20 protein-coding genes are annotated in these 18,850 nt (G+C 51.8%); 9 read left to right on the top strand and 11 right to left on the bottom strand.

The annotated features are described in order from the left end of the window. Positions 1 to 11: 11 nt before the first annotated feature. The 4 genes from BCM14_RS05150 to BCM14_RS05135 are packed head-to-tail and all read right to left on the bottom strand — an operon-like array spanning position 12 to position 4,217. Entirely contained in the window at positions 12 to 1,433 is a 1,422-nt protein-coding gene (locus tag BCM14_RS05150; RefSeq protein WP_106226876.1) for a gamma-glutamyltransferase family protein, read from the bottom strand. 23 nt (positions 1,434 to 1,456) lie between these two features. Further along, positions 1,457 to 3,001, bottom strand: coding sequence for a hypothetical protein (locus tag BCM14_RS05145; protein WP_106226875.1), 1,545 nt, complete (start codon positions 2,999 to 3,001; stop codon positions 1,457 to 1,459). A gap of 5 nt (positions 3,002 to 3,006) precedes the next feature. Next, positions 3,007 to 3,486: a GlcG/HbpS family heme-binding protein gene (locus tag BCM14_RS05140; RefSeq protein ID WP_106226874.1), complete on the bottom strand. Its 480-nt coding sequence runs from the start codon at positions 3,484 to 3,486 to the stop codon at positions 3,007 to 3,009. Beyond that, on the bottom strand, positions 3,486 to 4,217 hold the full coding sequence (locus BCM14_RS05135) for an iron-containing redox enzyme family protein (RefSeq protein ID WP_106226873.1): 732 nt from the start codon (positions 4,215 to 4,217) through the stop codon (positions 3,486 to 3,488). The genes BCM14_RS05140 and BCM14_RS05135 overlap by 1 nt, the downstream gene beginning before the upstream one ends. A gap of 194 nt (positions 4,218 to 4,411) precedes the next feature. Between BCM14_RS05135 and BCM14_RS05125 the strand changes: the two genes are divergently transcribed. Then, positions 4,412 to 4,711, top strand: coding sequence for a 2Fe-2S iron-sulfur cluster-binding protein (locus BCM14_RS05125; protein WP_106226871.1), 300 nt, complete (start codon positions 4,412 to 4,414; stop codon positions 4,709 to 4,711). Between the two features lie 39 nt (positions 4,712 to 4,750). Beyond that, positions 4,751 to 5,047 (top strand): 2Fe-2S iron-sulfur cluster-binding protein, encoded by a 297-nt coding sequence (locus BCM14_RS05120; protein WP_106226870.1) that lies wholly within the window; start codon positions 4,751 to 4,753, stop codon positions 5,045 to 5,047. On the opposite strand, the gene BCM14_RS05115 is transcribed toward BCM14_RS05120, so the two are convergent. The 5 genes from BCM14_RS05115 to hda form a co-directional block, all read right to left on the bottom strand. Continuing rightward, positions 5,044 to 5,673 carry a GntR family transcriptional regulator gene (locus BCM14_RS05115; protein ID WP_106226869.1) on the bottom strand — a complete coding sequence of 210 codons (630 nt, stop codon included), beginning with the start codon at positions 5,671 to 5,673 and terminating at the stop codon, positions 5,044 to 5,046. The two genes, BCM14_RS05120 and BCM14_RS05115, sit on opposite strands and share 4 nt — an antisense overlap. A gap of 243 nt (positions 5,674 to 5,916) precedes the next feature. Then, the gene (gene folK / locus BCM14_RS05110) at positions 5,917 to 6,393 is read right to left on the bottom strand and encodes a 2-amino-4-hydroxy-6-hydroxymethyldihydropteridine diphosphokinase (protein WP_106226868.1); all 477 of its coding nucleotides are present in this window, start codon (positions 6,391 to 6,393) and stop codon (positions 5,917 to 5,919) included. Further along, positions 6,390 to 7,790: a polynucleotide adenylyltransferase PcnB gene (gene pcnB / locus BCM14_RS05105; protein ID WP_106226867.1), complete on the bottom strand. Its 1,401-nt coding sequence runs from the start codon at positions 7,788 to 7,790 to the stop codon at positions 6,390 to 6,392. The genes folK and pcnB overlap by 4 nt, the downstream gene beginning before the upstream one ends. Beyond that, on the bottom strand, positions 7,790 to 8,488 hold the full coding sequence (locus BCM14_RS05100; RefSeq protein ID WP_106226866.1) for an HAD family hydrolase: 699 nt from the start codon (positions 8,486 to 8,488) through the stop codon (positions 7,790 to 7,792). Before BCM14_RS05100 ends, pcnB begins: the two co-directional genes overlap by 1 nt. Beyond that, entirely contained in the window at positions 8,485 to 9,189 is a 705-nt protein-coding gene (hda, locus tag BCM14_RS05095; protein WP_106226865.1) for a DnaA regulatory inactivator Hda, read from the bottom strand. Before hda ends, BCM14_RS05100 begins: the two co-directional genes overlap by 4 nt. A gap of 68 nt (positions 9,190 to 9,257) precedes the next feature. On the opposite strand from hda, the gene purM reads away from it, so the two are divergent. From purM to BCM14_RS05060, 7 genes are all read left to right on the top strand, one after another. After that, the gene (purM, locus tag BCM14_RS05090; RefSeq protein ID WP_106226864.1) at positions 9,258 to 10,304 is read left to right on the top strand and encodes a phosphoribosylformylglycinamidine cyclo-ligase; all 1,047 of its coding nucleotides are present in this window, start codon (positions 9,258 to 9,260) and stop codon (positions 10,302 to 10,304) included. A gap of 87 nt (positions 10,305 to 10,391) precedes the next feature. Next, positions 10,392 to 11,069 carry a nitroreductase gene (locus BCM14_RS05085; protein WP_106226863.1) on the top strand — a complete coding sequence of 226 codons (678 nt, stop codon included), beginning with the start codon at positions 10,392 to 10,394 and terminating at the stop codon, positions 11,067 to 11,069. A gap of 75 nt (positions 11,070 to 11,144) precedes the next feature. Beyond that, positions 11,145 to 11,969, top strand: a complete 825-nt coding sequence (locus BCM14_RS05080; protein WP_106226862.1) for a crotonase/enoyl-CoA hydratase family protein — start codon at positions 11,145 to 11,147, stop codon at positions 11,967 to 11,969. A gap of 41 nt (positions 11,970 to 12,010) precedes the next feature. Beyond that, positions 12,011 to 14,035, top strand: a complete 2,025-nt coding sequence (locus BCM14_RS05075; RefSeq protein ID WP_106227058.1) for an NADPH-dependent 2,4-dienoyl-CoA reductase — start codon at positions 12,011 to 12,013, stop codon at positions 14,033 to 14,035. Between the two features lie 50 nt (positions 14,036 to 14,085). After that, positions 14,086 to 15,072 carry a Bug family tripartite tricarboxylate transporter substrate binding protein gene (locus BCM14_RS05070; RefSeq protein ID WP_106227057.1) on the top strand — a complete coding sequence of 329 codons (987 nt, stop codon included), beginning with the start codon at positions 14,086 to 14,088 and terminating at the stop codon, positions 15,070 to 15,072. Positions 15,073 to 15,210: 138 nt separating this feature from the next. Further along, positions 15,211 to 15,660, top strand: coding sequence for a universal stress protein (locus BCM14_RS05065; RefSeq protein ID WP_106226861.1), 450 nt, complete (start codon positions 15,211 to 15,213; stop codon positions 15,658 to 15,660). A 60-nt stretch (positions 15,661 to 15,720) separates the two neighbouring features. Further along, positions 15,721 to 16,149: a CBS domain-containing protein gene (locus tag BCM14_RS05060; RefSeq protein WP_106226860.1), complete on the top strand. Its 429-nt coding sequence runs from the start codon at positions 15,721 to 15,723 to the stop codon at positions 16,147 to 16,149. On the opposite strand, the gene miaA is transcribed toward BCM14_RS05060, so the two are convergent. Both miaA and mutL read right to left on the bottom strand, forming a co-directional pair. Further along, on the bottom strand, positions 16,139 to 17,098 hold the full coding sequence (gene miaA / locus BCM14_RS05055; protein ID WP_106226859.1) for a tRNA (adenosine(37)-N6)-dimethylallyltransferase MiaA: 960 nt from the start codon (positions 17,096 to 17,098) through the stop codon (positions 16,139 to 16,141). The genes BCM14_RS05060 and miaA overlap by 11 nt on opposite strands. Next, on the bottom strand, positions 17,095 to 18,849 hold the full coding sequence (gene mutL, locus BCM14_RS05050) for a DNA mismatch repair endonuclease MutL (protein WP_106226858.1): 1,755 nt from the start codon (positions 18,847 to 18,849) through the stop codon (positions 17,095 to 17,097). The genes miaA and mutL overlap by 4 nt, the downstream gene beginning before the upstream one ends. Position 18,850: the final 1 nt, after the last annotated feature.

The raw sequence follows: 18,850 nt of genomic DNA, 5'->3' as shown, positions 1-18,850 counted from the left end.
AATCAACTTGGTCATTCACCCCAAACCGCGCCATCCTTGCGCGGATCAGATGCGCCGGCATAACTTCCATCGGGCAGACGCATAATCCACTGGGCTCCACCGAAATCACTGCGACCGCCCAGTTCTCCGAAGGTAGGGGCTTTATAGCCTGCAGATCTTAAGGCAGCAACGACGTCACCAGGCATGCCGTCTTCGATGGCGAGTGTATCAGCAGATTCAAGACGCCACCGAGGAGCTTTTATGGCGGTCTCGATTGTGTGACCCGCTCCAACAACCTTGAGCAATAATTGCAGTTGCCCTTGGGGTTGCATGGCACCCCCTACGACACCGAACGAGGCGAAGAATTGCCCGTCTCTCGTTGCTGCAGCGGGCACCACGGTGTGGAACGGGCGTTTACCAGGTGCTGGGCTATTGATATGGCCAGGCCCTGCAAAACCAAACCCGCGATTTTGCAAAACGAAACCGCAGCCTTCTGCCGAAATGCCAGAACCAAAACGCTTAAACACACTACTCATCAACGTGACAGCCAAGCCATGGGCGTCGACGACGACAGTACAGACTGTGTTCCCGGCAGGATCAGCGACGATTTTTTTGGCGTGTTCCATGCCACGACCCATCGCTTGAACAGAGCGAAGCACCACGATGGGCTCATCCATTTCGTCAAAACTCAAGTCTGCCATGTCACCGAGCGCTTGCAACACCGCAACGCCGTGTGTGTTGGGTGGACATTCGTAAACGGTGACATCTTTAAACTTTTGACTGATAGGCTCACAGAAATTACCTTGATGATTGTCAAAATCATCTTCGTGCAGCACCCCACCATGCCGCTGACTCGCTTGCGCGCAGGCTCTTGCTGGAAAATCTTGATAAAACCCCTGAGGCCCACGTTGCTGAATGTTCTCCAGTACGCGAGCTAAATCGGGATTACGAAACAGTTCACCTGCTTTGGGCGGATCACCCGCGCGAAACAGGGCCGAACTGGTCGGATCGTAATGCAAGACTGAGTCAAAGATTTTCCATTCTCTGGCTGCGATCGCTGCGATTCGAAAGCCATCACGTGCGATATCAATGCCGGACGTAAATAAATTGGACCAGGGCATTTTTCCATACCGCTGATGCAAATCCCACCACCCCATCACCACGCCGGGCGTTGTGATGGACAAACCATGTCGCTCAGGAATTTGGTGATTTTTAAACTGATTGAGCAAGGTATCGGTAAACGCAATAGGCGCTCGTCCGGTACCGTTATATGCCAGAGCTTTGCCCGTTGGCTCCACAACCATCGCTAACAAATCGCCACCGATGCTAGTCGCCATGGGTTCGACCACACCCATCATGACGTCTGCGGCGATGGCTGCATCGATCGCACTGCCGCCCTGTTTTAGTATGGCGCGGGCAGCGTCAATCGCAAGCGGATTACCCGAAGCCACCATGCACGATGACGCCGTTAAATACTTCACTGCGTCCAAATCAGGGGGGCCACGAGGGCTGCAACGACTAAGCCTGTTATAACCGGCACGACCAATACACGCACGAGCTCCATGACGTGCACACGCGCAAAGCCGGCCACGGCTATAAGCGAAGACCAAGCGACCAAGGTGCCACCTCCCGTCCACACGGCACCCATTTGCCCCACTGCCGCAAGGGTAGCGGGATTCATGTGCGCCACAGGTGCTAGAGCGCCGGATAGGGAACCAGTCAGTGGTAAACCAGCAAAACCTGATCCATCAATACCAGTAATCATGCCGACGAGCAAAATCCCCAATGAAACCAGCATGTCGTTTTGAGGAATCAGATGCTGGGCGCTCTGGATTAATTCAAACAGTAAATGTGGTGCCTTCACGCTGGAGGCCAGCCCCAGAATGGGGCCTGCGGTGTCTCCTGCTCCAACAAAGAAAAAACCAGCAATCGGCAAGACCGAGCCCATGGCCTTAAAGGCGAACACAAAACCATCAGTAATATGGTTGGCGCTATCTTCAAAGAAGTGACGAGAGCCCGAGGCAGCCCACGTAGCAAATATCATCAATAACGCAGCAGCACCGCCAATCAATGAGGCAGCATCCCCACCTTTTAAATCAGGCATCCCCTTAACGTATTTCGGCAAAATCATGACGGCAATCACAATCAGGAAACAAAAGGGAGTGAGGACAGCAAAGCTTTTCGACCAAAAAACTAAGCGTTGATCCCTGATCTTTAAGATGTTTTTGATGTCAGCGTCCGTTGCGAACGGCTGCTCGTAAGATACCGCTCTGGCCATTTCAGCCTTGTCAAAGGTGCCTTTTTTTTCCGGGGGCTGATCAACCGAACTCTCTGCTACCGCCTGCCAAGCTTGCAACAACGTGCTACTTGGCTTTAGAAAAACTTGTCGTTGTTTCGCATACAACAGCAATAAAGCAATGCCACCTACAACAAAAGACAACACCAGTGCGCGATCACCGACTAGAGCGGCGCTGACGCCCGATCCCGCTGCTTTGGCGCTAATCCCGGGGGCAACACCAATGATGTAGTCGGAGGATAGGGCCATACCCTGTCCCGCAATCGCAATGACGGCGGCACTGACCAGTGGTGGCAAGCCAGCCGCAATAGCCGCAGGCAACAAGACAGCGGCAACTAAGGGTACTGCTGGTGTTGGCCAGAAAAACAGGGAAATCAAATAGGTCACGAAAGCGAGTATGACGAAGGCACTGTGGCCATTCTTCATAACGGCTCGAAAAGGCTCCACCATTCGAATATCCGACTTCAAAATCTTTAAGGCGTTCAACAACGCCGTCATCAGTGCAATTACCAGAAAGATATTGAAGAGTTCTTTTGCGGCGATAAAGCTCGCCATAAACACACCACTTACCGCTGAAATGGCGCTACCTGTAGCCGCAAAAACCACCAATGCGGTGGCCAGCACGGCTGGTACCACGACGTTCGCTCGCAACAGCATCGTGACGACGATCGCACCTACACCGAACGCATACACCCAATGCGCACTTCCGATGGCAACCGTGTTCATTTGCGCTATCTCTTAATATTTGCGTCAGTGACGACGTGATGGCCTTTGGGTGCAAGCAACGTGCTTAAAGCTTCAAGCGCGGCTATACCAGCTTTGGTATCTTGCTCGCCGTTGCCCCCGCTTAGCCCCACACCACCGACTACTTCGCCATCGACCACGATGGGGAAGCCGCCCACAAAGGTCGCAAACTTGCCATCAAAACTCCATTGAATCCCGAAAGCCTCGTTGTTTGGCAACGCAGGCCCGTTGGGAGGAGAATTAAAGAGGTGGGTAGAGCGCTTATGGCCCGCAGCAGTGAAGGCTTTATTCCAGGCGATTTGCGGGCCGGTGATACGAGCCCCGTTCATCCGCTCCATTGCGATGGGAAAACCGCCTTCGTCCACGATACAGACCGTTTCGTAAACGCCAATCTCTTCTGACTTGGCAATTGCAGCGTTGATCATGACACGCGCTTCTTGCAACTCAAGGCGAAGGATAGGCTTCATCAGGCTACCTTCAAGTGAGGTGTTTGCCCATCGTGTCCCGCCACGTAGTCGTTATAGAGCGCGGTGGTATAGAGAAATCTCATCTGGGCACCGATTTCACAAATCTTTAAGCATTTTTGCTGTAGCTCAGGCGTGGTGGCGTGATCCAAAACAATTTGATAACCACGCTCGCCATGAATTTCGTCAGAAACGATATGCAGATCGAAGAACTCAACCTGCTCATCAGTAAATCCATATTTTTCGCGCAAAACAGGCGTTTGCTTACGATAAATAGACGGGACTTGTGACTCAAGACCAACGACGAGACCCGCCACCGCAACGACAGGATCCTCTCGCATGGCGACGGCATAGCACCAGGATTGCAGGCCTCGCGTAGTCGGTGACATATTGTCCGGATTCGTCACGCGCTCACGGGTCGTGCCACAAGCCTCTGCAAACCGGATTAACAAATCGGTGTGACGATCGCCGCCAATTTCCTCCTCGTACATATTGGACAGAAGAAAATCTTTTGCCTCAGTCCAGCTGTCCGGGGTGCGTGCATAGACGTAAGCCAAGTAATCAGCAAAGGGGCCCACATAGTGATAGTGATTCTCTGCCCAGCGACAAAAATGCTCGCGGCTCAAGTCGCCATTGGCCCAAGCCATACTAAAAAGGGCTTTTGTTGCAGTCTTGCCCTGAATGGATTCCTCAAGGGCGGTGCGAAACTCATCGTGGCTCATTAACAGTGACATGGCAAACTCCTGAGAAGTTGACTGCGGGCTTAAGCAACAAAACCAAGGATCACAATCAAAATTGGTATACCAAATTGATCATATTTGCTGACATTTATATCACTTTATGCTGGTTTGGTATACTAAATTTGATTGGGCTCTTTAATTTCAACTGCTCACGATATATAGATTGAATCTGTCAAACAAGCACCTCAATGCCTATCATCACCATACACAAAAACGGTCAAATCCAGACTGGCGAGGTCAAGAATAATGCCAATCTGGTCGTGTGTGCGGGCATTAAAAAATTTCCCTATCCACATCTTAAATATGGTTGCGGTATGGGCAAATGTTGCAAGTGCGCGTGTCGGGTGATTGCAGGTCAGGAGCATCTGCCTGAGCCAAACTGGAAGGAGCTAAAGTTACTCGGGGACAGAATCGATTTGGGGTTTCGGCTGATGTGCCAGCTTTGGGTAAGCCACGATTTGGAAATTGAACAAAATGATCTTGTCTGAAACACGCTTCGACTGTGGCCGCTGCCATCGTGTTAAAACATGATTACTGTCACCTTTATTACGAACGACAATAAAACGGTTACTCTCGAAGAAGGCGGCAGCCTTTTGCGCATATCACTCAGAGAAAAAGGTGGGATACCTTACCGTTGTGGCGGTGGTATCTGCGGCACCTGTAAGTGCAGGATTGAGCAAGGCATTGCCAACACAGATGCGATTAAAGCAAAAGAAAGAAAGCACCTTACTGAAGAAGACTTTGCAAATAACTACCGGATGGCCTGCCAGACGTTTATCACTGGTGATGTGAGCGTATCTTGGACACCAAAAAAAGTTAATTAAACTGGCCGATCGATTTGTGCTGCACTGTAGACATGGCGCAGCGCCAGTAAGGCTGCCATCTCACCATCACCAGAGATCACCGCACGCAAAATGGCTTCATGTTCTTGCCAGGTTTTGGTAATAAAACCATCGTCTCGCGAGGTAAAGATCAAGGCGGTGCGCTCACGCAACGATCTCATCATGTCTTGCAAAATCGAATTTGCGGCAACCTTGCCCAGCGCATCATGAAACGCCATGTTGAGTTCAGCGATGCGCACGAGATCATCTTTACCGGTCAGATCGTTTCCTTGTTTCAAGATCTGTTCAAGTATGGCTAACTGCTCTGGATCATTGCGCCGCGCTGCCAGTTTGGCATTAAGGGCCTCAAGCGTCGCTCTCACTTCTACAAGTTCTCTGACTTGCTGAACAGAAAATACTGTCACGACCGCACCCTTGCGAGCTTCAATGGTGACAACGCCCTCCGCTGCAAGTAAATGCAAGGCTTCCCGCACTGGTACGCGTGAGACACCGAGTTGTTCTGATATTTTGCCTTCAACCAGACGAGCGCCAGGACGCAACTCCCCTTGCAGGATTTGATCCCGAAGCGTCTTGACCACCCCATCGGTCAGTGATTGATTACCAACCATAGAAGCAAGACCTGGTCGTCATACCAGCGCTTGAAAGAACCCCTTGGTATTCTAGAAGCTGAGCATCGGCAGACGTGATAACTTGAAGTTTCATGATGATAGATTCGATTAGCGATCGAGTTTAATGCTAAGTGATGAGCTTGGGAGTCTTGCAGGACTTACGGTAACATCCCAACTGACTGCATCAAAGCCAGCACAGGCGAATTTTTATTGCAATTGACCGGCTAAATGATTGCTGACAGTCTAAGTCAGAACCCAAATCGCTTGTTCTTCGACTGTTAAAAGCAAGGTTTGAATTGACCCCTGCGGCAACGTCAGATCTGGCGCAAGTTCACTCAGCGGCTTCAAGACAAATGCCCTCAAGTGCATCCGAGGATGTGGCAAAGTCAGTCGAGGCGTAGTCATCGCGACCCCTTCGTACCACAGCAGATCAAGATCCAGGGTTCTGGGTGCGTTGAGGTAATGCCGCTGTCTGCCATACCTTTGTTCAACGCGCTGCAAAGTATCTAGAAGTTCAATTGGTGACAGCGTTGTCCTTAACTTAGCCACGGTATTGACGAAAGTTGGCCCAGTCGCATCGACTGGGTCGCTACCATAGAGCTGGGCAGAGTCACAGGACAGTATGCCAGTTGTCTGCCCTAACGTCACGAGGGCGTCAGTGACTGTCTGACGGGCTTCGCCGAGATTGGCACCCAGCCCGACGAAGGCTGTAGCAATCATGTTGGATCGTAAGTGTTACCGCCGCCCTCACTACTTTCACCCGATGTTTTGGCATTTGAGCGGTTCGGCCCCCGGCGACGTCTGGTCCGAGTGCGTGATGCGGGCGCAGTACCTGTGTCACGAGGTTGCTTCGCCAGATCTTCGAGAATCTGAGCACGACCAGCATCGTCCGAATTAGCCAAATCCATCCACCATTGAGCCAGCACGCTATCAAACTGATGGGCAGCCGCCCTTAATTGCAGGAAATCCACCGCTGCCCTGAACCTGGGCTGCTCAAACATCCGCCAGATAGACTTGGGCAAGCGACGCTCGAAGCGCGGCTGCATGAACCAGATTTCACGCATGTCAGAGGCAAATCGCTTTTGAATAGCGAGCTTGACTGTTTGTTCGTCCAAAACTGAGTCAGCCGCGGACATCAGGGATTGCACATAAGGCTCGCCTTTTTGCACCATCACTTTGCAACGCGCTTCAACTTGTTGCCACAGCAGAGCGGCAAACAAAAAGCTCGGGCTAACTGGTTTGCCCGCGCGCACTCGATGATCAGTTCGATCCAGCGCCAGTTCAATAAAGTCCTCGCCCCCTGGCTGCTCGAACACGACATCTAGCAATGGCAGCAGGCCTTGGTGCAAGCCATCTTGGCGCAATTGCCGGATGCAGTCCATTGCGTGACCACAGGTCAATAATTTGAGCATCTCGTCAAAAAGACGCGAGGCTGGCACGTTTTCAAGTAGGTCCGCCATGGCTGAGATCGGTGCACGGGTATCAGGATCAATCGTGGCACTGAGTTTGACTGCAAATCTGACTGCTCGAAGCATGCGAACCGGATCTTCCCGATAACGGGTCTGCGGGTCGCCAATCATGCGCACCACTCGTTTTTTGAGATCTTCAACGCCGTGATGAAAATCAATCACCTGTTCAGTTGATGGATCGTAATACAGCGCGTTGATCGTGAAATCACGTCTAACGGCATCCTGCTCATGGTTGCCGAATTCATTATCACGAAGAATGCGTCCATGATCATCTGTTTGTTGATGTTCTGACGCTGGCGCACGAAATGTCGACGTCTCGATGATTTCTTGACCGAAGACGACATGCACGAGCTGAAACCGACGGCCGATGATTCGGGCACGCCGAAACAGCGGGGGGATCTGCTCAGGTGTGGCATTGGTTGCGACATCGAAGTCTTTAGGCTCAAGCCCCACAATCAAATCGCGCACGGCACCGCCTACGATATAGGCTTCGAAACCTTGTTGCTGCAACACCTCACATACCTTAATCGCATGGCGAGATACGTTTCGCCTGTCGATGCCATGTCGAGATTTATCAATTCGTTGCGGACCGGACTGACGTCGGCCTAAAAGACGTCCGACAAAACTTTTGATTGTGGTTTGGATCATTAGGATTTGTTATCTTGCAAATGCTCGAACAAATTGAGCACAGGCCAATTACGTTGTTGTGCAAGCGTGAGCAGGCTTGCACTAGGATTGGTCACGATGGGATGCGTGACTGCTTCAAGCAGTGGCACATCGTTGATTGAGTCACTGTAAAAATATGACTCACTAAAATCATTCATTCTCTTACCCATACCGTTGAGCCATGAATTCACCCGCAACACTTTGCCTTCTTTGAAGCTTGGAGTCCCCTGGATTTTGCCGGTGTACCGGCCTCGAACAAACTCAGGGTCAGTGGCAATCAAGTGAGGTATGCCAAACGCGCGTGCAATTGGTGCTGTCACGAAACTATTTGTCGCGGTTACCAGCGCGCAGAGATCTCCCGCCACCAAATGCCCTTCAACGAGGTCGAGCGCCTGAGCAGTCATGGCTGGACGGATCACGTGTTGCATGTAATCCTCATGCCAGTGTGCCAGGTGCTGAGGCGCCTGGTTGGCCAATAGGCCCAACATAAACGCGGCACCCTCTTCAGCACTTAATTGACCTGAATTGTATCGATCCATCAGTTCGTTGTTACGTGCGATGGCGACTGCTGGATCCCCCACTTTGCCACTTTTTGCCAGATAGTCTGCCCATTGGTAATCGCTATCCAGAGGCAGCAGGGTGTGATCTAAATCAAAGAGAGCAAGTCGGTTGGACATCATGATTGCAAAAAATCTCGGTCAGACAGCATGGCGCGCAGCAAAGGCACGGTAATATTGCGATGTTTAGACAAGGAGTAGCGGTCTAAGGCATCCACCAGTGCAAATAGTTGTCTGATGTCGCGCGCGTAATGGGTAAACATCCACTGCAGCACCTCATGAGACAAGGGCAATCCGATCAGTTGGGCGTGGTTCTCAAGCGCAGATAACTTATCCTGATCAGATAGCGGATCAAGTCGATAAACAAGATCCCAGCCCAGTCGAGTGCGCAGGTCTTCACGCAAATCCATCATTAAAGGCGCCCGATCACCCGACACCACCAGGGCAAAAGCAGCCGTCGCTGATGCAAGCTCGCGCCAGCGATTGTACAAGGCAAATACAGCCGACTGTTGCAACTCATTCATTTCATGAATATCGTCCACCAGGATCAGCGTTTTGGCTTTGACCGAATCAACACCGCTTGTGGCTGCTGCCCATATATCCTTGTCGTCGCTGTTTGCGTCAAACAAACGAGCTGTCTGGGTCGCAGCAAGCGCTTTTAGAAGATGACTTCGACCACAGCCAGACGCTCCCCACAGGTACAAGGTGCGGCCGGGGAGTAAGTTGCGAGCGGCCGCAATGGCCTCGGCGTTATCACCGGTAACGGTGTTTTCCAAGGTGGGCGGCGCAGAAGGGATAATCTCTAGCAATAACTGCTGTTGCATGGCTTCGTCTAAAATCCGGGTAAATCCTTACAGAAACTTGGCAATTGTCACACAACCACGGCTATCCCATGACACAACAGCAAACCCCTTTGACTTACCGCGATGCAGGCGTTGACATTGATGCAGGCGACGAACTGGTCGACCGGATCAAACCTCTCGCAGCAAAAACCATGCGGGAAGGGGTTCTGGCGGGCATCGGCGGCTTTGGTGCCTTGTTTGAGGTCCCCAAACGCTACAAAGAACCCGTGCTGGTTTCGGGGACTGATGGGGTTGGCACTAAGCTTAAATTGGCTTTTGACTGGCAGTGCCACGACACAGTCGGGATTGATCTGGTTGCCATGAGCGTCAACGATATTTTGGTTCAAGGTGCTGAACCACTGTTTTTTCTTGATTATTTTGCCTGCGGCAAGTTGTCGGTGGACGTCGCTGCTCAAGTCGTGGGCGGCATTGCCAAAGGCTGCGAGCTCTCTGGCTGTGCCTTGATCGGCGGCGAAACGGCCGAGATGCCGGGCATGTACCCCGATGGTGAATATGATTTAGCTGGTTTTGCAGTGGGCGCGGTCGAGAAATCCAAGATCATCACGGGTAAAACCATTGCTCCTGGTGATGTCGTGCTGGGCTTAGCCTCGAGTGGCGCTCATTCAAATGGCTACTCACTGTTACGCAAGGTATTGCAGCGTGCTGGTGCTAAACCAGAGCAGGATTTCTATGGCCAGCCGCTAAAAGATGTGGTGATGGCGCCGACTCGCCTTTATGTAAAGCCCATGTTGGCGGTGCTGGCTGAGTTTGGTGGCTCAATCAAGGGTATGGCTCATATTACTGGCGGCGGTTTGTTAGATAACGTGCCTCGTATTCTGCAATCGGGGTTGCAAGCTTATCTGCATCGCGACGCCTGGCAATTGCCCGAGTTGTTCGCTTGGTTGCAGCAGCAAGGGGGCGTGGCCGATACCGAAATGCACCGTGTTTTCAATTGCGGCATCGGTATGGTCGTTGTTGTCCCAGCAGATCAAGCCGGTCAAATCACCGCTTCCCTCAAGAAGCATGGCGAAACGGTCTACAACTTGGGTGAGATCCGTGAGTGCGCATCAAACGATGCACAGACGCTAGTGGTGTGACCTAGGCTCTGTACCCCATTATTGCTTAGTCTGCGATATCATCGTCTCTGTTATAAAAATGAAAAATAAAACCGAGACGGAGATGACATGGAGTTTTCGCAACTCATCAGGTCACGCAAGAGTATTCGTGGCTACTTAAATAAACCAGTGCCTCGAGAAGTGATCGACGAAATCATTGAAGTGGCCAAGTGGTCGCCTTCATCAATGAATACTCAGCCCTGGTATGTTCACGTGATCACTGGAGATCCGCTTGATCGTATCCGACAAGGGAACACTCACAACATGGTCACAGGGGTTCCGCCTAAGCGCGACTTTCCCATGAAAGAGGCTTACGAGGGCGTGCATCGCCAGCGCCAAATTGGGATTGCGGTGCAACTGTTTGAAGCCATGGGTATTGCTCGTGACGACAAAGAACGACGTACCGACTGGGTGATGCGCGGGTTCAGGCAATTCGACGCCCCTGTGTCACTGGTATTGACCTATGACAAACATCTTGAGCCTGCCGCGATCAGTCAGTTCGATTTGGGTGCACTCTCGCACGCGATTGTCTTGGCTGCCTGGGAGAGAGGTTTAGGCACGGTTATCAACGGTCAAGGCATCATGCAATCGAGCGTCGTCCATGAGCACGCAGGGATACCAGATGATCAAAGCATCATGACCTGCATTGCCATGGGTTATCCAGACGAAGAATTTGTTGCAAATCACGTGAAATCTGTTCGTGAGGATAACCAAACCTTTGTGAGATATGTTGGTTTCGATTCTTGAAGCTGCGAAGCAAGCCTGTGCTTGAATATTGCCACTTAAGCGGCTTGAGAACCATAAGCAAGGAGACAGCGCGACATGAATGCAATCCCACAGCCGAGCACGTTATCAATAACATTTAGTCAGGCGGTTGCAGAGGTTCGTTTGAACCGTCCTGACGTAGCCAATGCACTGAATGAAGATATGTGGCGCGAATTGCGTGAGTCCATGCAATGGGCGGACACAACACCCGAAGTGCGAGTTGTTGTCATCACGGGGGCAGGGCGGCATTTCTGCTCGGGAATCGATCTCTCAATGCTGCAACGGGTTGAAGGACATCAAGGGAGTGTTGACGCGGCGCGAGTAAGAGAGTTGCATCGGCGCAGGATTCTCTATCTGCAGGATTGTTTAGCTAGTATTGAACAGTGCAGAAAGCCTGTCCTCGCCGCCATAAACGGCGCTTGCATTGGCGCTGGTGTTGATTTAATCACGTGGTGCGACATGCGTTACGCCACGACTGACACATTTTTCTCCGTTCGTGAAATCGATATCGGAATGACCGCTGATGTAGGAACCTTACAACGCTTGCCACGCTTAATCGCTGACGGTATCGCTCGAGAGCTCGTTTTTACTGGTAGAAATGTCGACGCAGCAGAAGCACAATTAATTGGTTTAGTGAATCGAGTTTTCGCATCAACAGACGCGTTACGTGCAGGGGTAATGGAAATTGCCCAAAGCATTGCAGCGAAATCACCCTTGGCGATTCGTGGCACGAAAGAAATGCTCAATTACGCACGTGATCATTCAGTCGCAGATGGCCTGAACTACATCGCCACCTGGAATGCGGCGATGCTGCCGTCCGTTGATCGTGTCGAAAGCATGCTGGCGATCAAAGAAAAACGCCCGCCAGTCTTCGAAGACTAGGGCAATTGAACCGAAATGAAATGGAAGCCGAGGGGTTAAATATGACAACGTTATACCCGCATTTGTTTGCACCGCTAGATCTGGGCTTTACAACGCTTCGCAATCGCGTATTGATGGGTTCTATGCACACCGGCCTGGAAGATATCGCCGATGCACATGATCGCATCGCCGCTTTCTACGCCGAGCGCGCCAAGGGCGGTGTTGGTCTGATCGTTACTGGTGGCTACGGCCCGAACGCAGACGGCTCTGTCAGGGCAGACACGGGTTTGATGAATAACGAAATCGAAGCAGCCAAGCATAAAGTGATTACACAAGCCGTACATGAACATGGTGCCAAAATCTGTTTGCAGATTCTGCACACAGGGCGCTATGCCCGCGGTCAATCCTTAGTTGCGCCGTCAGCTATTCAGGCACCGATTAGTCGCAATATGCCCAGAGAAATGACTGAGGAAGATATTCACCGCACAGTGGAAGACTTTGCGCACTGTGCGGCGATGGCTCAGTTTGCTGGTTATGACGGTGTTGAGATTATGGGATCTGAAGGCTATCTGATCAATCAGTTTCTCGTCAAAAGAACGAATAAACGCACGGATGGTTGGGGCGGTCACTACGATAACCGGATGAAATTCGGCTTGACAGTGATCCGTGCAGTCCGCGAGCGGGTGGGTAGCGATTTCATTATTGTTTTTCGGCTCTCAATGATTGATCTGGTTGAAGATGGCAGCACGTGGGCTGAAGTGGTTCAGTTCGCCCAAGAGGTTGAAAAGGCGGGAGCCACCATTATCAACACAGGGATTGGTTGGCATGAAGCACGAGTGCCAACCATCTATACCGCAGTACCTCGCGGTGCATTCAGCGACGTCACACAACGATTGATGGGACACGTCAAGATACCGGTAATCAGTTCGAATAGGATCAACGATCCGCAAATGGCTGAAGACATTATTGCCAGCGGGAAAGCCAACATGATCTCAATGGCGAGACCGTTTCTGGCTGACGCTGACTTTGTGAATAAGGCAGCTGCTGGCCGTGCCGACGCCATCAACACTTGTATTGGTTGTAATCAAGCGTGTCTGGATCAAATTTTCAGCGGACAAGTCGCGACCTGTTTGGTTAACCCGCTGGCTTGCCACGAAACCGAGATCAAAATCATCAAAACACATGATATCCAACGTGTGGCGGTAGTTGGGGCAGGTGTGGCAGGGCTTGCAACAGCTGTCACGCTGGCTGAGCGTGGTCATCAAGTCACTCTGTTTGAAGCGCAACAACAGATTGGTGGGCAGTTCAATTATGCGAAAGCTATTCCTGGAAAAGAGGACTTCAACGATACCCTGCGCTATTACCAAACCAGACTGACTGAGCTCAGCGTCACCTTGAAACTTGGCCATTATGTAAAAGGTTCAGAGCTATCGTCGTTTGACCATGTCGTGGTGAGTACTGGTGTGGTGCCAAGGAGCCTGAACATCCCAGGTATCAACCATCCTAAAGTGATGACTTACCCAGACGCGATTGAGCATCCTGAGCGAGTCGGTAAAACCGTTGCAATCATTGGTGCCGGCGGGATAGGGTTTGACGTGGCTGAATTGTTGACTCACTCCGGAGGTCATGGTTATCAAGCAGAGCTGGATCAGTACCGTACTCAATGGGGTATCGATGTTCATTACACAGACGGTCGTGGCGGCCTGGTCGTTGAGCAGATGTCGGCATCCCCTCGCGAAGTGTTCCTGTTGCAACGAAAGGCGACTAAGCTGGGCGAGAACCTTGCAAAAACCACGGGCTGGGCGCGACGGTTACTGCTACAAAAACGCGGTGTGCATATGCTCGGGGGCGTCGAGTACGTGAAGATCGACGATGGGGGCTTGCATATCCGCGTCGACGATACGGACAAGTTGTTACCTGTTGCAACGATCGTAATCTGTGCAGGCCAGGAGTCTAAGACGGATTTGGTCCCTGAGCTACAACAGTGCGGGATACCTTACACCTTGATCGGTGGGGCCGATGTCGCGGCTGAGCTTGATGCGAAACGAGCCATCGCACAGGCGACTCAGTTTGCTGTGGCACTTTAACTGGTGGTGAATCCTGAGTTGGCTCGATCGGCTGCATGAAAGGAGCAATCATGAATCGAAGAATATTCACCCAAGTAAGCTTGGGGGCACTCTTGCTGTCAGCGTTCAATCGTTCGCAGGCTCAGCAAAATATCAAAAGCGCGTCGGGTTTCCCTGACCGACCCATTAAATTGGTCGTCCCGTACCCTGCAGGAGGGGTGGTCGATATTGTGATGAGAGCCGTCACAGAACCGCTATCCTATGATCTAGCACAACGTATCGTGGTCGAAAATCGACCAGGTGCAGATGGTCGTATTGGCATTGACGCGGTTGCGAAAGCGCCTGCGGATGGCTACACACTGATTGCCGCAACCCCCATACTCGCTGTCGGTGAGCACTTGATGGCCGAAATGAAGGGACGTTCTAGCGAATTCGCTGGCGTGTGCGCCTTCGCGGCACCACCATCTGTATTTGTGGTTAATAGCGACGTGCCTGCGACAACCTTGAAAGAATTTATCGAACTTGCTCGGAAAAAGCCCGGTTTTTATAACGCCGCTAACCCCAGCACGGGCAGCACCATGCATCTGGCGCAGGAGCTGTTTTTTGAACACGCCGGGATTACCCTGACCAACGTGAATTACAAAGGGCAACCACAATCGCTACCCGATTTGGGTCAAGGTAGTGTGCATTTCGGGTTGCTCTCTCAAGATCTCGCGCTGACCCTTATTCAAACGGGTAAGGTCAGGCCGCTCGCAATGAATATGGTTGCTCGAACTCGGGCATTGCCTGAGGTCCCCACCGTTGCCCAAGCAGGGTTCCCCGACATACTGGTTAGAAGTTGGTATGGGGTGGCTGTTCCGGCAGCAACGCCGATGCCGGTGCGTCAGTTTCTGGATGAACAATTTCAACGGAATATGAAACTGCCTGCTGTGCGCGAAAAGCTTGACGCGATGGAGTGTGAAATTCTAGGGCTCGATGGCGCTCACTTCGATGAGCTGATCCAGAGCGAATACAAGCGCTGGGGTGAGCTCATTAGAGCAAGAAATATTCATATATAGGCCAAGCGATGAGAGCAGGGCGCTCGTTAACCCATCTAGCTTTTAAATTTTGCTCATGTTAGAAAGGTAGTCACCACGTCGTGGTGATTGCGACTCGTGCGCAATCCCTTGCTTCAACTGAAAGCCTAGGAGATGAATATGTACAAGAACATATTGCTTGCTTACGATGGTTCTGAAGCTGATCAAAAAGCGCTGTTAGCTTGTAAAGAGCTCGCTAACTGGAGCTCGGCCAACATCACTTTGTTATCTGTATCGACCAATAATTATCACGTCTCAATGGAAATCGTGGGAGGTTTTGTCACCCAGGATGAAATGGAAATCGACGAAGAAGCCCAGCGGGAAATTCTCGACACAGGCGTGCAATCTTTGCGATCCGGCGGCTACAACGTGACTGGCGTATGTCTGCGCGGAGACCCAGCGTTCGAGATCGCCCAATTTGCCAAGAAAAACAATGCCGATCTCATTATTGTTGGCCACAAGCATCGTACTAATTGGGCTGCTCGCTGGTGGGGCGGTGCAAGATCAAAAGCCCTCATCGAGCTTTCACATTGCAGTGTCTTGATTGTCATTCTGGACGAGGCTGCTTAATCATTCGTTTAGTGTTGAGCTGGCCAAGTCGATTAACAAGAATTACTCAAAGGATGAATCATGAAGACGATTACACAGTTTCTTGCAGAACGTTCAGATCCAGTTTGGTCTGTTAAACCAGACGATACAGTGATCGATGCCTTGAGAGTCATGGCAGACAAAAATATTGGCGCACTAGTCGTGATAGCTGACGATCGTCTGGTCGGTATATTTTCAGAGCGTGATTACGCTAGAAAAGTCGTCTTGATGGGTAAAAGTAGTAGCTCGGTTTTGGTTCGGGACATCATGACGAGTAAAACAATATCCATCACACCCGGTCACACGGTCGAACAGTGCATGCAGATCATGTCCGATCACAAAATCCGTCACTTACCGATTTTGAAAGACGATAAAGTAGTTGGCATGATTTCGATTGGGGATGTTGTCAAAGCGATGATAGCGACGCAGAAGCTCATGATCGAGCAGCTGCAGCAATACATCACGACTTGAGCACCAACTCGCGCTGGGCGTTGACCAGTGCGACGACCTCTGCTGTTGCGCTGCTTGAAAAGCAATTAACGATCTTTCGATTTGGCAGGCTACGCAACCAGGTCAATTGACGTTTAGCCAGCTGTCGGGTTGCCGCGACCGCAGCCTCTCTCGCGTCCGACAGGCTAAGTTGGCCCTCCAGCATGGCCCACAGCTGTCTGTAACCGACGCAGCGGATGGCTGGCAGGGCGGGATTCAAATCGTTGCGCTCAAATAAATTTCTTACTTCATTCAATAAACCCCTCTCAAGCATTTGATCAAAACGCTTTTCGATATTGCGATGCAGCGTGCTTCGGTCATCCGGTTCCAGGCTGATGGTGATTGTGGGTGTGCCTGTATCTGCTGGACAATTCTTGCCTAGGAGCTCGGACATGGGCTTCCCCGAGATTAAGTAAATTTCCAGTGCTCGGCCAATCCGTTGGCTATCGTTCGGCGCCAGCCGGTTTGCGGTCACCAAGTCGATCGCAGCCAATCGCCGATGCATGCCAGGCCATCCTATCGCTCGCGCATCGAGCTCGAGTTGTTGCCTGATTTCAGGGCTGGCCTCTGGTAAATCGTTAAGTCCTTCCCGTAACGCTTTGAAGTAAAGCATGGTGCCACCAACCAAGAGCGGCAGACTGCCTCGAGATCGAATGTCGGCAGCACAAGCCAGTGCGTCGCGACGAAATGCGGCAGCAGAGTAGGATTCTGACGGATCACGAATATCCAATAAATGATGGGAGTAGGCCCTGCGCTCAGCAGCATCTGGCTTAGCAGTGCCGATATCCATGCCGCGATAAATAGTGGCTGAGTCAACGTTGATGATTTCAGTGGGCCATCGATCAGCGATTGCACGAGCCAGGGCGCTTTTTCCAGATGCGGTAGGCCCCACTAAACAAATCAAGGGAGCAGACCAGGCGAGGTCTTTCATTGTCCGCGCAAGAACAGCTTATCCAGATCGGCTATTGACCAGTGCACCCAAGTAGGGCGACCATGATTGCATTGATCTGCCCTTTCGGTTTGCTCCATTTGTCTGAGCAAAGCGTTCATCTCCTCTACGGTGAGCTGGCGATTGGCACGGACGGCACCATGACAAGCCATCGTTGCCAACAAGGTATTGCGCTGTTCGGTCATCAGTTGACTGGCGCCGATTTGCTCCATATCCCGCAATACGCCACGTGCCAGCGCTTCCAGATCGCCACGGGCAAGCATAGCGGGTACAGCGCGCAAGGTCATGGCTTGCGGCCCACCCGCCGCCATATCGAAGCCCAAGGCAAGCAGGGCGTCTCGATGCTCGTCGGCAAGCGCCAGCTCTCTTTCTGTCACTCGAAATACAAGGGGTACTAACAACACCTGTTGAGGTAAGGATTGTGCATCGATAGCGGTCTTCAGTTGTTCATAGACAACGCGTTCATGTGCCGCGTGCATATCAATCAGCGCAAGACCTCGAGCGGTTTGCGACAAAATATAGATGCCGTGCACCTGAGCCAGGGCTCTTCCCAATGGCCAAGCGGCCGGCTCTTCGTTGAGCGGTTGATAAAAAGGTTTCCAGGCACTAGGATCAATTTGATTTGGTCTGGCTGGCGTGCTTTCACGCCACTGCAAAGGCTGTTGTGCAACAGGACGCCAGACTTCTTGCTGATCTGGTTCCTGAAACGCGACAACAGAACTCGCACCAGCATTAACTGGATTTGCAGTTACCGCAGTGCCAGAGAGTGCTTGAGTCAGTCCGTGATTAACAAAGCGATAGACAGCACCGCTGTCTCTGAATCGAACTTCGTGTTTGGCTGGATGTACGTTTACGTCTACAGCCATCGGATCAATCTGTAAGAAAAGCACGTAGGCTGGTTGGCGATCGCCGTGCAAGACGTCAGCATAGGCGCTGCGAATAGCATGCGAAACCGTCCTGTCCTTGACGTGACGCCCATTAACATAAAGAAACTGTCGATCAGCCCGTGCACGCGAAGCCGTTGGTCGGGTGATCACTCCTAGTAGCGACACCAAACCCCCGTGCAGGTTGATCTCGATACCGTGTTCGTTGAACTCGTCACCGAGCACATCGCTTACCCGCGCCAGAGCCGAGGTGGGCAGCCATTGCCTGACAGCCCGATCTTGATGAAATACTCTGAAGCCTACCTCGGGGAAAGCCAAAGCAATGCGCTCAATGGCATCAATACAATGCCCAAACTCGGTCGCTTCAGCACGTAGGAACTTGCGTCGAGCAGGTACTTGATCGAAGAGGTAGCGTACGTCTATGCTCGTGCCTTGAGAGCCTGCTGCGGGTGAGGCTATCGAATCGCCGGGCTGCAGTGACCAAGCGTGCTCAGCCTCGGCCGTTCGCGACGTGATAGTCATCTGGGATACGGCAGCGATCGAAGCCAACGCCTCACCTCTAAATCCCATCGACTGGACTGATTCAAGTTCTAACAGTGACCCGATTTTGCTAGTCGCATGGCGCGTTAGCGCGAGAGGTAGTTCGTCTGCGGGAATGCCGCTGCCATCATCGATGACTGCTATGCGGCGAATGCCTCCCGCCTCAAGTCTGACTTCAACCGTTTGCGAGCCAGCGTCAATTGAATTTTCGACCAACTCTTTGAGTACCGATGCTGGCCGTTCAATCACTTCACCCGCAGCAATCTGGCTGATCAGTAAATCGGGTAAGTGAGCGATCGGTCGGCGCATC

Origin of the sequence: Jezberella montanilacus (assembly GCF_003003055.1) — a bacterium.
Taxonomy (GTDB): Bacteria; Pseudomonadota; Gammaproteobacteria; order Burkholderiales; family Burkholderiaceae_B; genus Zwartia; species Zwartia montanilacus.
The sequence above is the reverse complement of the archived record's forward strand: the minus strand, read 5'-3'. Positions and strand labels throughout refer to the sequence as shown.

Coding starts and splice junctions, on each gene's coding strand:
- BCM14_RS05070 (WP_106227057.1), top strand. CDS start 14,086: ATGAATCGAAGAATATTCACCCAAGTAAGCTTGGGGGCACTCTTGCTG.
- BCM14_RS05085 (WP_106226863.1), top strand. CDS start 10,392: ATGGAGTTTTCGCAACTCATCAGGTCACGCAAGAGTATTCGTGGCTAC.
- mutL (WP_106226858.1), bottom strand. CDS start 18,849: ATGCGCCGACCGATCGCTCACTTACCCGATTTACTGATCAGCCAGATT.
- BCM14_RS05140 (WP_106226874.1), bottom strand. CDS start 3,486: ATGAAGCCTATCCTTCGCCTTGAGTTGCAAGAAGCGCGTGTCATGATC.
- BCM14_RS05060 (WP_106226860.1), top strand. CDS start 15,721: ATGAAGACGATTACACAGTTTCTTGCAGAACGTTCAGATCCAGTTTGG.
- hda (WP_106226865.1), bottom strand. CDS start 9,189: ATGCAACAGCAGTTATTGCTAGAGATTATCCCTTCTGCGCCGCCCACC.
- BCM14_RS05145 (WP_106226875.1), bottom strand. CDS start 3,001: ATGAACACGGTTGCCATCGGAAGTGCGCATTGGGTGTATGCGTTCGGT.
- BCM14_RS05080 (WP_106226862.1), top strand. CDS start 11,145: ATGAATGCAATCCCACAGCCGAGCACGTTATCAATAACATTTAGTCAG.
- BCM14_RS05125 (WP_106226871.1), top strand. CDS start 4,412: ATGCCTATCATCACCATACACAAAAACGGTCAAATCCAGACTGGCGAG.
- pcnB (WP_106226867.1), bottom strand. CDS start 7,790: ATGATCCAAACCACAATCAAAAGTTTTGTCGGACGTCTTTTAGGCCGA.
- BCM14_RS05150 (WP_106226876.1), bottom strand. CDS start 1,433: ATGGTGGCTTCGGGTAATCCGCTTGCGATTGACGCTGCCCGCGCCATA.
- purM (WP_106226864.1), top strand. CDS start 9,258: ATGACACAACAGCAAACCCCTTTGACTTACCGCGATGCAGGCGTTGAC.
- folK (WP_106226868.1), bottom strand. CDS start 6,393: ATGATTGCTACAGCCTTCGTCGGGCTGGGTGCCAATCTCGGCGAAGCC.
- BCM14_RS05065 (WP_106226861.1), top strand. CDS start 15,211: ATGTACAAGAACATATTGCTTGCTTACGATGGTTCTGAAGCTGATCAA.
- BCM14_RS05100 (WP_106226866.1), bottom strand. CDS start 8,488: ATGATGTCCAACCGACTTGCTCTCTTTGATTTAGATCACACCCTGCTG.
- BCM14_RS05075 (WP_106227058.1), top strand. CDS start 12,011: ATGACAACGTTATACCCGCATTTGTTTGCACCGCTAGATCTGGGCTTT.
- miaA (WP_106226859.1), bottom strand. CDS start 17,098: ATGAAAGACCTCGCCTGGTCTGCTCCCTTGATTTGTTTAGTGGGGCCT.
- BCM14_RS05135 (WP_106226873.1), bottom strand. CDS start 4,217: ATGTCACTGTTAATGAGCCACGATGAGTTTCGCACCGCCCTTGAGGAA.
- BCM14_RS05120 (WP_106226870.1), top strand. CDS start 4,751: ATGATTACTGTCACCTTTATTACGAACGACAATAAAACGGTTACTCTC.
- BCM14_RS05115 (WP_106226869.1), bottom strand. CDS start 5,673: ATGGTTGGTAATCAATCACTGACCGATGGGGTGGTCAAGACGCTTCGG.